13 protein-coding genes are annotated in these 13,899 nt (G+C 69.9%); 2 read left to right on the top strand and 11 right to left on the bottom strand.

Annotated elements, in window-relative coordinates; genetic code table 11:
- Positions 1 to 15: 15 nt before the first annotated feature.
- Genes FMM06_RS05115 through FMM06_RS05100 form a run of 4 tightly spaced genes read right to left on the bottom strand, consistent with a single transcriptional unit; the run spans position 16 to position 2,847 of the window.
- Entirely contained in the window at positions 16 to 1,272 is a 1,257-nt protein-coding gene (locus FMM06_RS05115; RefSeq protein ID WP_143555080.1) for a tetratricopeptide repeat protein, read from the bottom strand.
- Between the two features lie 14 nt (positions 1,273 to 1,286).
- Positions 1,287 to 1,859, bottom strand: coding sequence for a DedA family protein (locus tag FMM06_RS05110; protein ID WP_143555079.1), 573 nt, complete (start codon positions 1,857 to 1,859; stop codon positions 1,287 to 1,289).
- 24 nt (positions 1,860 to 1,883) lie between these two features.
- Complete coding sequence (locus tag FMM06_RS05105; protein ID WP_143555078.1) at positions 1,884 to 2,360, bottom strand: hypothetical protein; 477 nt, start codon at positions 2,358 to 2,360, stop codon at positions 1,884 to 1,886.
- Positions 2,361 to 2,397: 37 nt separating this feature from the next.
- Positions 2,398 to 2,847 carry a YHS domain-containing (seleno)protein gene (locus FMM06_RS05100; RefSeq protein ID WP_143555077.1) on the bottom strand — a complete coding sequence of 150 codons (450 nt, stop codon included), beginning with the start codon at positions 2,845 to 2,847 and terminating at the stop codon, positions 2,398 to 2,400.
- 217 nt (positions 2,848 to 3,064) lie between these two features.
- Here FMM06_RS05100 and FMM06_RS05095 point away from each other — a divergent pair, with 217 nt between their 5' ends.
- Positions 3,065 to 3,703 (top strand): peroxiredoxin-like family protein, encoded by a 639-nt coding sequence (locus FMM06_RS05095; protein WP_185965050.1) that lies wholly within the window; start codon positions 3,065 to 3,067, stop codon positions 3,701 to 3,703.
- On the opposite strand, the gene FMM06_RS05090 is transcribed toward FMM06_RS05095, so the two are convergent.
- From FMM06_RS05090 to FMM06_RS05070, 5 genes are all read right to left on the bottom strand, one after another.
- Positions 3,681 to 4,553, bottom strand: coding sequence for a LysR family transcriptional regulator (locus tag FMM06_RS05090; protein WP_143555075.1), 873 nt, complete (start codon positions 4,551 to 4,553; stop codon positions 3,681 to 3,683). The genes FMM06_RS05095 and FMM06_RS05090 overlap by 23 nt on opposite strands.
- Positions 4,554 to 4,624: 71 nt before the next feature.
- Positions 4,625 to 5,920 (bottom strand): NAD(P)/FAD-dependent oxidoreductase, encoded by a 1,296-nt coding sequence (locus FMM06_RS05085; protein ID WP_143555074.1) that lies wholly within the window; start codon positions 5,918 to 5,920, stop codon positions 4,625 to 4,627.
- A 112-nt stretch (positions 5,921 to 6,032) separates the two neighbouring features.
- Positions 6,033 to 7,211 (bottom strand): hypothetical protein, encoded by a 1,179-nt coding sequence (locus FMM06_RS05080; RefSeq protein ID WP_143555073.1) that lies wholly within the window; start codon positions 7,209 to 7,211, stop codon positions 6,033 to 6,035.
- Positions 7,208 to 7,879 carry a phosphatase PAP2 family protein gene (locus tag FMM06_RS05075; protein ID WP_207790241.1) on the bottom strand — a complete coding sequence of 224 codons (672 nt, stop codon included), beginning with the start codon at positions 7,877 to 7,879 and terminating at the stop codon, positions 7,208 to 7,210. Before FMM06_RS05075 ends, FMM06_RS05080 begins: the two co-directional genes overlap by 4 nt.
- Positions 7,876 to 8,775, bottom strand: a complete 900-nt coding sequence (locus tag FMM06_RS05070; protein WP_143555072.1) for a cation diffusion facilitator family transporter — start codon at positions 8,773 to 8,775, stop codon at positions 7,876 to 7,878. Before FMM06_RS05070 ends, FMM06_RS05075 begins: the two co-directional genes overlap by 4 nt.
- Positions 8,776 to 8,870: 95 nt before the next feature.
- Here FMM06_RS05070 and FMM06_RS05065 point away from each other — a divergent pair, with 95 nt between their 5' ends.
- Positions 8,871 to 10,967, top strand: a complete 2,097-nt coding sequence (locus FMM06_RS05065; protein WP_185965049.1) for an acylase — start codon at positions 8,871 to 8,873, stop codon at positions 10,965 to 10,967.
- 214 nt (positions 10,968 to 11,181) lie between these two features.
- Here the strand turns inward: FMM06_RS05065 and FMM06_RS05060 are convergent, their stop codons facing one another.
- Together FMM06_RS05060 and FMM06_RS05055 are read right to left on the bottom strand one after the other, a co-directional pair.
- Positions 11,182 to 12,600 (bottom strand): MATE family efflux transporter, encoded by a 1,419-nt coding sequence (locus FMM06_RS05060; protein WP_235889076.1) that lies wholly within the window; start codon positions 12,598 to 12,600, stop codon positions 11,182 to 11,184.
- Entirely contained in the window at positions 12,597 to 13,856 is a 1,260-nt protein-coding gene (locus tag FMM06_RS05055) for a Xaa-Pro dipeptidase (protein WP_143555071.1), read from the bottom strand. The genes FMM06_RS05060 and FMM06_RS05055 overlap by 4 nt, the downstream gene beginning before the upstream one ends.
- Positions 13,857 to 13,899: the final 43 nt, after the last annotated feature.

Genomic DNA, 13,899 nt, shown 5'->3' with positions numbered 1-13,899 from the left:
GTCGTGTGCCCATGATCAGGCGGCGCATGCGGTGGGCCGGTAAGGGCGCGACCAGCCGCCATGAATGACGCGGCCGCTGTCGGTGCGGCGTGCGCGGGCATCGACGGCGCAGAGGTCGATCAGCTGGCGCTGCGTGTGGCTGCCGCCCAGCCCGATCGTGGGGCCGAGTGTCGCGAAGGCCTCCGCCGCCTCGTCATAGCGCCGTCGCGCGTGCGCGGTCATCGCCCGCGCCGCGGTAGCCGCCGCGATATCGAGCGGCCGTCGCAGCTCCGCCCTGATGGCGAGATCGGCGAACAGCGCACCTAGCGGTTCGTCTGCCCCGGCCCGCGCCAGGCCATAGGCATAATGCAGGTCGACGAACGGATTGGCGCGGTCGTCGATGCGCGCCGCTAGATGGGGCGCAAGGTCGTGCCAGCGGTCGCCGACGTCGAGCCCGACGAGCTCAAGCCGCGCCAGCAGCGACACGGCGTTGACCTGATCCTGGCAGCAGTCGCGCCGCACGCCCCAAACGCGCGTGTCGAAGATGTCGAGCGCGGCGTCATGATCGCCGAGGGTGATCTCGAACAGCGCCGCATGCCACCAATTGTGGGTCAGCATGAACGACGAGCAGCCCTCCCACCCGGCGCTGGTTGCTGCAATCCAGTCGCGCCCCTCGCGCGCCCGGCCCTCGGTATCGAGGACATGCGCGACGGCATGATGCGCCCAGGGATCGTTGCCCAGCGATGCGGCATGGCGGCCGGCGATCTCGGCGGCGCGAGTTTCGCCGCATTGTTCGAGCGCGAAGGCGCGCATGCCGTGGACATAATGCAGCCCCGGCTGCGCCGCGACGATGGGGCCGAGCGACGCCAGCATTCCGGCGAAGTCGCCGGTGTTGATCTGGTGGAAATGCAAAATCTTCGCCGACAGCAGGTCGGTCGGCCACGCCTCGGCGATGCGGCGGTGACGAGCAATGGCGGCGGTCAGGTCGCCGCGGCCCCAGTCGGCGACGGCCGCGACGAAGGCGCGCTCGTGGGGCGTCGCACCGCGCACATGGCGCTCGGCGGCGGCGATCAGCGGCCGGGCGCGGGCCGCGGCAGGCGCGGTCATCGCCATCAGGTTGAACGCCGCGGCGAGTGCCAGCCCGTAAACGCAGTCACCCGATGCGGCCGGGCTGTCGAGGTACAATGCGACGTCCTTGCCGTAGCGCAGCAGCGCCGCCTCCGCGGCGTCGACGGCGACCGCGTCACGCGGATCGGCGGTGGTCAGGACAAGGCCGTTCGAGCGTTGCAGCATGGTCGGGGTCCGGTTCAGGCGAGCGCGGCGCTGCGGCGCGCGAACAGGCGGGGCGCGAGCATCACTGCGGCAAGGACACCGGCAGCGAGTGCGATCGTGCCGGCGTTCAGGTTAGTGAAGAGGGCGCCGCCCGCCTGGCTGCTCGCGACGAACAGCGCAGGCGTCCAGACCAAGGTCGTTCCGACGATCACCAGCGTCAGCTTGGCGAGTGGCGTGCGCACGACCCCGCTGCCGAAGAAGATCGGCAGGCGCGTGCCCGGCACGAAGCGCGCCACGGCAACGGCCATAAGGCCATGGCGGCGCAACCGGTCCTCGAGCCGACCGTCGCTGCGCGCGCGGAACTGGGTCGCGAGACGCGACGTGCCGAGCCAGCGGCCGACCGCATAGAGCGCGAGGTCGCCGGCGATGGTGCCGACGATCACCGCAGCGACCGCAGTGAAAGGATCAATCGACATGCGCCCCGCCAGGATGCCGGCGGCGACGGTGGCGACATCCTCCAGCACGAAAGTCGCAGCGACCAGCGCGACGAACAGGAACACTGGCGACAGCATCGCATTGTCGAGGGTCGCGATCAGCCAATTGTCCATCGTGCGTCTCCGGTTCTCGGGGGGTCAGGCGGCGGCGGCGCGGCGGCCGACGATCGGCAGCCGGTCGCGGTTGAGCGCCACCAGGAACGCTGCCGATACCCAGACCCCGCAGGCGAGGGCGAAGAGCTCGCCGCCGTCGCTGGTGCCGTCGGTGTTCTGGACCGCGACGCCGAGCGGCGTGAACAGGTGGAAGAAGATCGCTCCCGAGATGACGCCGAGCGCAAGCAGCGCGGCATAGGGGCGGATCAGGCGCAGCGCCGGGAACAGGCTGAGCAGCAGCGCGACGCTGGCGATCAGTTCGAAGCTGCCGATGACATATTGCGAGAAGATGCCGCCCGGCGCGAACACCCCGCCGAAGCCCAGGCCGGCGGCCCAGACGTCGAGCGTGCCGAAGATGTACTGGGTCTCGGGCGAGTTGGTGAACTTGAAGAAGAGCGACTGGATGAACACGAAGGCGATGTAGAGAATGAAAACGAACTGATATCTGCGGATCGTGGCCATCGCGGTCACTCCTCTTCAAAGGGGTCGGGGGACGCGCTTACTTCGCGGTCAGCTTGGGCCAGTTGGTGTCGCCCGCGGCGATGAAGCCTGGGATGTTCTTCGACCATTTGGCGCCGATGTCGGCGTTGTAGTTGAGGTACAGCCGGTCGTTGACGACCTTCCAAACCATCGGGTCGCCCGACGCGGTGTAGCCCTGGCTGACCGCCCAGGCGCAGTAGCCGCCGTATTGCGGCGCGTACTTCGTCGGGTTCGCCTTGAACGCCGCGAGGTAGGCGGCATTGGCGAAGTGCCATTCGGCACCCTGCCAGCTGGTGCTGAACCTGGGCGAACCCTTCACCGGCTTCTTCTGGGTAAAATAGGCGACCGGGTCGTATCCGGAGACCGCGACGTTGCTGAACGTGCCGGTATAGACCGGCGCAATCTTGGCGAAGCCCGGGGCGGGCGCGACGGCAAGTGCGACGGCCAGGAGGAGGGTCTTGAGGCGCATGGGGTTCGTCCCTTCGGTTGGGTGGAACCCGGTCGCCGCCAGGGGAAACGGCGCCGGGTTCCTGTCACCCTGAATGCCGGTCGGGGAGGGCTGCGTGAAATGCCGGTGCGCTATGCTTTCGATGCACGGCACGCGGCAGCATTGCCGCCGGGCATGGAACCGATGCGCGCGCGGGTGCTTGCCCTCGCCCGCCCGCCGGCCGCACTATCGGGCGATGATGACGATGACCCCTGCCGCCGCCGCGCCCGACTGGGCGAGCCTCTACGACGGCTTCATTGCCGAGCTGCGCACGCGCGGCACCGGCAGCAGCGCGCCGCGACTGGGCGACCGGCTCGAGCCCTTCGTGCTGCCCAACTCGTCGGGGCGCTACGTCGCGCTCGACGACCTGCTGGGCGCCGGGCCGATCGTCCTCAACTTCATCCGCGGCGGCTGGTGCCCCTATTGCCGCGCCGAGCTCGCCGCCTGGGCCGCCGCCATCCCGCGGCTGGAGGCCGTCGGCGGCCGGCTGATCGCGGTCAGCAGCGAGATCGGCGGCCGCGCCGAGACGACACGCTGCAGCCTCGCGCCCGGTGCCGAGATGCTGTGCGACGTCGACCATGGTCTCGCGACCGCGCTGGGCCTGACCAGCATCGTCGGCGAGGCGGTCCACGATGCGTATCGCGGCGCCGGCCTCGACCTCGCCGACATCTACGGCGACACCGGGCGGCTGCTGCCGATCCCGGCGACCTTCGTCATCGCAGGCGACGGCACGGTGCGCTACGCCTTCGTCGAGCCCGACTTCCGCATCCGCGCCGATCCCGCCGTGGTCATCGCGGTGGTCGAGGCGCTGGGCGTCACGGCCAGGCCCTACTCCTGATCGCGCGGATCAGCGCGTCGCCCGCCGGCGGGCGCTGACGCCCCGAAACCGTCGCGATCACGACGCGGCGCGTCAGGTGCACGCCCGCGACGTCGACCATGTGCACGCCTTCGGGCAACGGCGCCGCCCGTACCGCCAGCGCACTGCCCAGCCGTGCCGCGACGAGACGCAGGGCATCGGCCTCGGATCCCGCCGCGTGGCGATGGTCGGGCTCGACCCCCTCGGCTGCGCACACCTCGCGGAATTCGGCGTCGAGGTCGCCGCCGACGGCGATCCAGCAGACGCCATGCAGGCACGCCAGCGTCGCCTCGCCTTTTTCCAGCAGCGCGTGCCCCTCGTGCGTGACGACACCGTAATCGAGCGCGAACATCGGGATCGCATCGAGCCGGTCGTGGCGGTCCCGCGGCTCGGCGGCGATCACCATGTCGAGATCGCCCTTCAGCATGTCGTCAAGCAGCGCGTCGCCCTGCCCGCTGACGACGCGCAGCTGGAACCCCGGCAGGCCCGCCCCGACCTCGGCCAACGCTGCCGCCAGCTGCGGCGTGGTCAGCGGCGTCGCGAGACCCAGGTTGAGCGGCGCGACCGCCTCCCTGCCGATGCCGCGCGCCAGGTCCTTCGCCGCCTGCGCCGCCTGGTAGGTACGCTCGAGGTGGGGCAGCATCTGGCGGCCCATGTCCGTCAGGTGGGTCAGCGACCGCTCGCGGCGGAACAACAGCCCGCCGAACTCATCCTCCAGCTTCTGGATGGCGCGCGTCAGCGACGGCTGGGTGACGTTCGACTCTTCGGCAGCGCGCGTGAAATTGAGCGTCCGCGCGACGGCCAGGAAATAGCGGATCTGATGCATCTCCATCGCGACCAGCTAGCACGAGCGTGGCGCGGCACGCCAAGCGTGCGCCGGCGGCAATAGCAAGATCACGAAAGTCAGGCGGCGCGCTGCTGCGGCACGGCGATACTGTCGGGCATGTCGGCGAGGCCGGTGATCAGCCGGGCGCCGCGTTCGAAGGTCAGGTAGCTCCACAGCCAGTGCAGCCCGACCGTCACGCGGCTGCGGAAGCCTACCAAGAAGTAGATGTGCGAGGTCGACCACAGCAGCCAGGCGGGAAAGCCCGACAGGCGGACGCGGCCGAAGTCGGCGACCGCGCGCTTCCGCCCGATCGTCGCGAGATTGCCATGGTCGCGGTATCGGAACGGTGGCGGCGGTGCGGCGCCGGCGATGCGCGCCGCGACGACGGACGCGACATAGCCGCCCTGCTGCTTGGCCGCCGGCGCGATACCGGGGACCGGCCGCCCGTCGGCGCGCGCGATGGAGGCGGTATCGCCGACCGCATAGACGCCGGGGCAGCCCGGCACGCTCATGTCAGGGTCAACGGCCACCCGACCGGCGCGGTCACCGGTGACACCTAGCCACGCTGCGGCACGCGACGCCTGGACGCCCGCCGCCCATACGATCGTCGCGGCACGCAGCATATTGCCACTGACGGTCACGCTGCCCGCGCTGATCTGTTCGACGCGCGAGTTAAGGCGCACCTCGACGCCCAGCTGTTCGAGTGACTGCTGCGCCGCTTCGCCCAGCGCCTCGGGGAAAGTCGCGAGCAGGCGCGGACCCGCCTCGATCAGCACGATGCGCAGGCATTTCGGCGTGATGTGGCGGAAATCCATCTCGGCCGCATGGCGGGTCAGTTCGGAGATCGCTCCCGCCATCTCGACGCCGGTCGGCCCGCCGCCGATGACGACGAAGGTCAGGAAATCCATGCGCTCGCCGATATTCTCCTGCCGCAGCGTCTCGGCGCGCTCCATCGCGATCAGGATCGAGCGGCGGACGCGCACCGCGTCGTCGAGTGTCTTGATGCCCGGCGCATGCGCCTCCCAGGCGTCGTTGCCGAAATAGCTGTGCCGCGCGCCGGTCGCCAGGATCAGCGAGTCGTATTCGACCGTCGCGCCACTGGCGAGGCGCACCCGCCGCGTCGCGACATCGACGCCGCAGACCTCGTCGAGCAGTACGCTGGTGTTGCCATGGTCCTTGACGATGGTGCGGATCGGCGCGGCGATCTCGGCCGGCGACAGGCCGGCGGTCGCGACCTGGTACAGCAGGGGCTGGAACAGGTGGTGGTTCTGCTTGTCGATGATGGTGACGCGGACATCGTCGCGCCGCAGCCCGCGCGCCGCCGCAAGCCCGCCGAATCCGGCCCCGACGATGACGACGTGATGCTTGGACATGGTGACAGCTCCCGACTGGGAACCGTCCTATGGCGCCGCCGGAGTCAGCGGAAATGCCTACTCGGCATGAAGTCCATGCTCATGCGGCAGGCGGGACTTTCTACCAACCCCCTCAGACTTTCGGTCGGCGCCGCGCGGTGACGATGACGTCGATCTCGTCGGTGCGCGGGTTGACGAAGCGCAGGGATACGCGGCCCCCGGGCGTCATCGTCACCACCGCGGGGACCGAGCTGTTGGTCAGCGCCCAGCCGGCGGGAAGGACGACGATGTTGTCTGGGCGGCCGAAGCTGCGGTGCCAGACGAGTTCGTCGCCCACCAGTCTGTAGCGTTCGGCGTCGGTATACGTCTCGGCGATGCGTATGCGGCGGGTCTGGCCTGCGGCGACGGGGGCGAAGCGGAAGATCACCGCCTCGGTCGTGTCTTCGATCCCCTTTGCGTCGGGCGCAGCGAAGCGGGCGGCGGCGCCGCGCAGCGTCTCGGTCGCGAGGGCCGCGCCGGTATCGAGATCGCGCGCCGAGGGATTCGCGACCGTGCTGCCGGCGCGCACGATGTTGACGTAGGTCGCCACACCCGGGCGGGTCTCGGTATAGTCGTGGGTCAGCGCGAAGCTGTGCGTTTCGGGCTGCTGCAGGTCGTAGACGATGTTGCGCGTCTGGCGCGCTCGCTCGTCGAGCTTGACCGACGTCGCGCCGGTGCCGAGCGGTCCGACGCGGCGGGCGCGCAGCACCAGCGGTGCGGAGCCAGGGGCGGCGTTCCAGAAGCTGATCTTGATCCGCCCGTCGGGCTCCTGCAGCACCTGCGACGGCACGTTGCACGCGGTCAGCTCATAGCCCGGGGGCAGGACGACGGCGTTGCGCTTGATGCCGAGCGAGCGGTCGAAGACGATCTCGTCGCCCTCGGTGCGGTAGCTCGCGGCGTCCTCATACGTCTTGTCGATGACGATGCGCGCGCCGCCGCCGGCGGGCACTGGCTGCGCGAGCGCCACGCGGATGTACTTGTCCTCCGACTTGGCGCGCGGCAGGCCCTCGGCGCGCGCCACGTCGCCGCCGACCTCCGCGAACTTCAGCGGCTTGCCGGTCGCGGCGTCGCGGACGCTTTCGTCGCGTGCGATGCTGCCGGGGCGGATCGGGTTGAAATAGGCGGTGGCACCCGGCGTCGTGGCGGTGATGTCGTACAGGATGCGGAAGCTGTGGGTGGCGGGCGCGAGCAGCTCGTAGCGCGTGTAGGCGTCGGTCTCGCGCTGTTCGGGGGCGGCGGCGATCAGCAGCAGGCCCAGCACGATCCGCTTCATACGCGCGTCCCCCTCTGCCGCCACCACTCGGCGACCAGCCAGCACAAGGTCGCCCAGCTGGCGCCGACCGTCCAGCCCGCGAGCACGTCGGTCGGGAAGTGCACCCCCAGATAGACGCGCGAGCAGCCGACAAGCAGCGTCAGCAGCACCGCGCCGCCGAGCAGATAGGCCTTCACCCGCGGCCCCTTCTCGGCGCGCGCCAGCAGCACGCCGATCGTCAGATAGACTACCGCCGAGTTCATCGCGTGGCCGCTGGGGAAGCTGAGGTCGTGAACCTTGACGAGGTGCGCGACGAGGTCGGGACGCTCGCGCGCGAAGCCGATCTTCAGCCCCGCATTGAGCAGCGCGCCGCCGCTGATCGCGCCGACCAGGAACAGTGCCCGCCACCACTTGCGCTGCGCGAGAAGCAGTCCGACCGCGAGGATGGTCAGGAGGGTCAGCACCGAGACGCCGCCCAGCGCGGTGAAGTCGAGCATCGCATTCTGCAGCCACGTCGGGCCGATCGGCTGCGCAAGGTCGTCGCTGCGGCGCAGCGCGGTCATGATGGCTCGATCGATGGCGCGCGTGTCGCCGTCGGCGATCTGCGCCGCCAGCGCGACGACGCCCGCCAGCGCGACCGTCACGGCGCCCAGCGCGGCGCTGCGGACCCCGAACCGGCGCGGGATCACGCGTGTGCGTGCCCGAAGGCGCAGGCGGCGGCGTCGGTTTCGATCTGGATCGTCGGGTGGGCGATCTTAAAGCGATGCTCGAGGTCGTCGCCGATGCGGTGAAGCAGTGCGTCGTGCGGGCCGGCGTCGGTGACGTCGAGGTGGACGGTCAGCGCCACCTCGGTCGTGCTGATCGGCCAGACGTGGAGATGGTGAACCGCGGTGACGCCGGGCAGGCCCTGCAGGTACGCCTCGATGCCTTTGCAATCGACACCCTCGGGCACCGCGTCGAGCGACAGGCGCGCGGACTCGCGCAGCAGCCCCCAGCTGCCGACGGCGATCAGCGCCGCGATGGCGATGCTGACGACCGGGTCGAGCCACAGCCAGCCGGTGCGCGAGATCGCGAAGGCCGCGACGACGACGCCCGCCGAGACCGCGGCGTCGGCGACCATGTGCTGGAAGGCGGCGCGAATGTTGAGGTCGCCCTTGCGGCCACGTGCGAACAGCCAGGCGGTAATGCCGTTGACCGCGATGCCGGCGGCCGCGACCGCCATCACAGTCGTCGTCGCGATGGGCCGCGGGTCGTTGAAGCGCTGCACCGCTTCCACCGCGATGACCGCCACCGCCATCATCAGTGCGACCGCGTTAATCAGCGCCGCCATGATCGACGAGCGCCGCCAGCCGAAGGTGAAGGCGGTTGTCGGCCGGCGCTTCGTCGCCCAGGCGGCGCCCCAGGCAAGCAGCAGGCCGAGCACGTCCGACGCATTGTGACCGGCGTCGGCGACCAGCGCGAGCGACCCGGACGCCAGCCCGTACCCCGCCTCGACGATGACGAAGCCGACGTTGAGCGCGATGCCGATCGCAAAGGCGCGGCCGAAGTCGGCGGGCGCGTGGTCGTGGGCGTGGTCGTGGGCCATTGCGCAGGGTCACACCCTGCCCGGCCGCCGCGGTCAAGCCCCATTGCTCCGCGCCGCGCCTTGCCGCTAAGTCGCGGGCAAATGGGGGGCACGCGATGCGCGGCTGGTTGAAGATCTTGGGGCTGCTCGTTGCGCTGCTCGCCGTAGTGCTGGTCGGCCTGGCGAGCTGGGACAATCTGTCGTCGCGGGCGCCCGAGGCCGACCCCCAGGTCACGCACGACGTGCGCATCGTCCGCGACAGCTACGGCGTGCCGCACATCTTCGGGAAGACCGACGCCGACGTCGCCTATGGCTTGGCCTATGCCCATGCCGAGGACGACTTCCCGACGCTGGAGGAGGTGGTCGCGGCAACCCGCGGGCGGGCGGCGGCGATCAGCGGCAAGGACGGCGCGACGCTCGACTTCGCACTCGCGCTGCTCGACGCGCGGCGGGATGCGGACCGGGGGTACGAGACGCAGCTGTCGCCCGCGACACGCGCGCTGGTCGAGGCCTATGCCGCGGGCCTCAACCGCTATGCCGAGAAGCACCCCGGCGAGATGCGGCTTCGCGGGCTGTTCCCGGTCACCGGGCGCGACGTGGTGACGGGGTTCGCGCTGCGCTCGCCGTTTTTCTTCGGCCTCGACCGGACGCTCGGTGCGCTGGTCGAGAACAAGCTGCCGCCGCGCGACAGCGGCCCGGCCGAGGAGAAGGGGTCGAACGCCTTTGCGCTGGCGCCGCGCAAGTCGAGCGACGGGGTGACGCGCCTGATCTCCAATTCGCACCAGCCGTGGACCGGCGGGGTCGCGTGGTGGGAGGTCGTCGTCCATTCGCAGGACGGGTGGGACTTCGCGGGCGCGACCTTCCCCGGGGCGCCCTTCCCGCTGCTCGGCCACAACAAGGTGCTGGGCTGGACCAACACCGTCAACCGGCCCGACCTGGTCGATACATACAAGCTCGCGATGAGCGAGGACGGCAAGTCGTACCGCTACGATGGCGCATGGCTGCCGCTGGAGACGAAGCGCGTCTGGCTGCGGGTCAAGTTCGGGCCGCTGACGCTCCCGGTGCCGCGCACGATCTACCGGTCGAGGCACGGCCCGGTGATCAAGAACGACCTGGGCTATTTCGCGCTGCGCTACACCGGCTTCGGCGACGTGCGGCAGGTCGAGCAATATTACCGGCTCAACAAGGCACGCGACTTCGCCGAATGGCGGCAGATCATGGCGATGCAGGCGGTGCCGGCGACCAACTTCGTCTATGCCGATGCGGCGGGCCACGTCGCGCGCTTCTACAACGCGCGCTTCCCGGCGCGCGCGAAGGGGTTCGACTGGAAGGGCGTGCTGCCCGGCGACACGTCGAAGGCGGTGTGGACGAGCTATGTCCCGTTCGCGGCCTATCCGGCGGTGATCGACCCGCCGTCGGGGTGGGTGGCGGATTCGAACAACACGCCGTTCCACACCACCGCTCCCGCCGACGACCTGAAGCGCGAAGCCTTCGCCGACGAGCTGGGCATCGAGACCAACATGACCAACCGCGCGCGGCGCTGGATCACGCTGTTCGCCGCCGCGCCCGCGCGGGTGAGCCGCGAGGACCTGCTGCGCATCAAGTTCGACAAGGCCTATGCGAGGGAAGGCACGATCGGCGACTGGTTCGCGGCCATCGAGGCGTCGTCACCGACCGGGTCCGACGCTGCGGCGGCGCGGGTGCTGCTGCGCGAGTGGGACTGGGTGCAGGACGGGCGCGGCAAGGCCGATGCGATGGCGGCCATGGTCATCGGGGCGGCGGCGCGGTCGATCTATCGCGGCGATCCGCTGCCCGATGCGGCGACGGTGGTGGAGAGCGAGAGCGCCTGGCTGATGAAACACTTCGGCCGGCTCGACCCGCCACTCGGCGACGTACAGCGCATCGTGCGCGGCAAGCTGAGCGTCCCCGTCTATGGCGGCCCCGACACGCTGCGCGCGTTGTACAGCACGAAGGACGATGCCAAGGGCGTGCGCTATGCGATGAACGGCGACAGCTGGATCCAGCTCGTCGAATGGGCGCCCGATGGCACGCTGGCGTCGCGCAGCATCCACCAGTTCGGCGCGGCGACGCTGCGTACCGACTCGCGGCACTACGCCGATCAGGTGCGCCTGTTCGCCAACGAGCAGTGGAAACCGCTGTGGTTCGACGAGAAGGCGCTAGCGGGCCATATCGAGCGCAGCTATCGACCGTGATCCGCTCGGGCGGAAGTCCACTCTAAAGCGATGCCCACGCACAGCGCTTCGAAGGCGCATCCCTCAGCCCAAGATGAATAACTTTACGAATTTTACGGTCGCGCGATGAAGTGAGATTCGTCGCGCGGTCGCTGTCGGGTCGGCAGACCTGAGAAAGAGCATACACGAACAACCGACATGAAATGTACCAGATCGGCACATCGATGTCAAGCCCCTATGGCGTCGTCGGTTCCGCGAGCGGCGGCGCGCCCGCCAGCAACTTGCCCTCGCGCCAGCGGCCCCAGCGGAAATAGGCGAGGATCAGGATCACCGACACGACCGACCCGGCACCGAAGCTCCACCAGATGCCGTCGGCGCCGAAGCGCGGCTCCAGCGTATAGGCGAGGCCCAGCCGCACGGGCAGCGCGGCGACCGCGAGGATGATCAGCGGCGCGATCACCGAGCCGTTGGCGCGCACCACGCCCGACAGCACGATCGACACGCCGAACAGGATGAAGCTCCACGACACCAGCAGATGGATATGGCGCGCGATGCCAATCGCCGGGCTGTCGGCGCTTAGGAACAGGCCGAGCACCGGTACGTCGATCAGGGTGATCAGCACGACCATTGCGCCGGTCATCAGCACGTTGATGCCCGACCCCGACCACGCGATGCGCTCGACGCGGTCCCACCGCCCTGCCCCGATGTTCTGCGCCGCCATCGCGCTGACCGCCGCCGCCAGTGCCATCGCCGGCATCTGGATATAGGCCCAGAGCTGCGACGTGACGCCGTACGCCGCGACGGTGACGACGCCCTGGCGGTTGACCAGCCCGATCATCGCAAGTGCCGAGACCGACAGCACGACCATCTGCAGCCCCATCGGCACGCCCTTGAACAGGATGACGCGAAGCAGCGCCGGATCGGGGCGGAGGTACGCCCATTCGGCCCCCTTCAGCCGGATCGTCAGCCCGCGTGCCTGGATATAAATGACCAGCGCGGTCAGCCCGACCGCCCCTGCGATCAAGGTCGCGACCGCCGACCCGGCGATGCCCATCGCGGGCGCAGGCCCGAGGCCCAGAATGAAGACGGGGTTCAGCGCCACGTCGATGACCGCCGAGCCGAGAAAGAACCAGAGCGGCGTCAGCGAGTCGCCGGTGCCGCGCAGCGACATGGTCAGCAGTACGGTTAGGAAGCTGAACGGGAAGCCGAGGAAGATGACGCGCAGATAGGCGAGTGCCAGCGGGTAGACGTCATCCGGCGTGCCGAGCAGGCGCAGCAATGCGGGGGTGAAGATCCAGCCGAGCGCCGCGATCAGCACCGAGACGACGGCGAACAGTGTCACCGCGGTGCCGACGACGCGGCGCACCGAATCGATGTCGCGCCGCCCCATGTTCTGGCCGACGAGGATCGTCGCCGCCATCGCGAAGCCGAAGATCCCTGAGAACATCAGGAACATGACGAGCGTCGCGTTCGACGTCGCCGCCAGCGCCGCCTCGCCGAGGAAGCGCCCGACCCAGACGGCATTGATCGAGCCGTTGAGCGATTGCAGCATGCTCGACCCGAGCGTCGGCAGCGCGAACAGCAGCAATGTCTTGGCAATCGGCCCCTGCGTCAGGTCGCGGCCGCCGCGGCCCGCCGCCGCCAGGCCGCTCAACGGGCGTCCTTCACCACGGTGCCGCCCTTGATGACGACCGCGACCTTGGTGAGCGTGCCGACGTCGGCCAGCGGGTCGCCCGCGACCGCGATCATGTCGCCCCAGCGGCCCGGGGCGATGGTGCCGCGGTCGGCCATGCCGAGCGCTTCGGCGGCGGTCGCGGTCGCGGCGCGGATCGCCTCCGCAGGTGTCATCCCGTACTGCACCATCGTCGCGAACTGCCGTGCTGCCTGGTCGTGCGGCATGACCCCGGCGTCGGTGCCGAAGATCAGCTTCACCCCGGCCTTGTGCGCGGCGCGGAAATTGTCGCGCTGGATCTGCGCCACCTCGCGGTCCTTGCGCAGGTTGTCCTCCATCACCCCGTTCTTCGCACCCTCGGCCTGGGTGTAGTCGGTGTTGTAGATGTCCATCGACAGATACGCCCCGCGTGCCTTCGCCAGCGCGATGCCCTCGGCATCGATCAGGCTGGCGTGCTCGATCGTGTGCACCCCGGCGCGGATCGCCGCCTTGATGCCTGTGCTGCCATGCGCGTGCGCCGCGACGCGCAGGCCCCACAGCTTCGCCTCGTCGACGATCGCCGCGAGCTCGGCCTCGTGAAGCTGCTGCTGGCCGGGCTCGGTGTTGCGCGAGAAGACGCCGCCGGTTGCGCATACCTTGATGACCTGCGCGCCGTACTTGCGCTGCTCGCGGACGCGGACGCGGGCCTGGTCGACCCCGTTGACCACCGCGGGTGACTGGCGCGCGAAGCTGGGCGGGAAATAGGTCTCGTCGCAGTGCCCGCCGGTGGCGCCCAGCGCATACGCCGCACTGACGATCCGCGGGCCCGGCACCAGCCCGTCGTCGATCGCCTCGCGCAGGCCCACGTCGCTGTAGTTCGTCGAGCCGACGTTACGCACCGTCGTGAAGCCGCTGTCGAGCATCGCGCGCGCGTTCGCCGTCGCCGCGACGACGAAGTAGGAATCGCTGAACTGCAGCCCCGAATAGCCGCCCCAGCGCGGCACGCTGTCGAGGTGGACGTGCATGTCGATCAGCCCGGGCAGCAGCGTCAGCCCGCCCAGGTCGACGCGCTTCGCTCCCACCGGCACCACGACCTTCGCGCCCGCCGCGACGATGCGCCCGTCGGTGACGACGACGACCGGCGAGGCGACGTACCGGCCCGTCGTCACGTCGAGCATGCGCGCGGCGGTGAAGGCGACGGTCTCGGCGGCCGCGGGTGCGGCGACGGTCAGCGCGGCGGCGATTATGCGAAGCAGCATCGAAATTTCCTTGTTTCGCGACCGACCTAGCGAGCGCGCGCGG

Source organism: Glacieibacterium frigidum (assembly GCF_007097155.1).
Taxonomy (GTDB): domain Bacteria; phylum Pseudomonadota; class Alphaproteobacteria; order Sphingomonadales; family Sphingomonadaceae; genus Glacieibacterium; species Glacieibacterium frigidum.
This window is presented reverse-complemented; position numbering and strand designations above follow the sequence as displayed.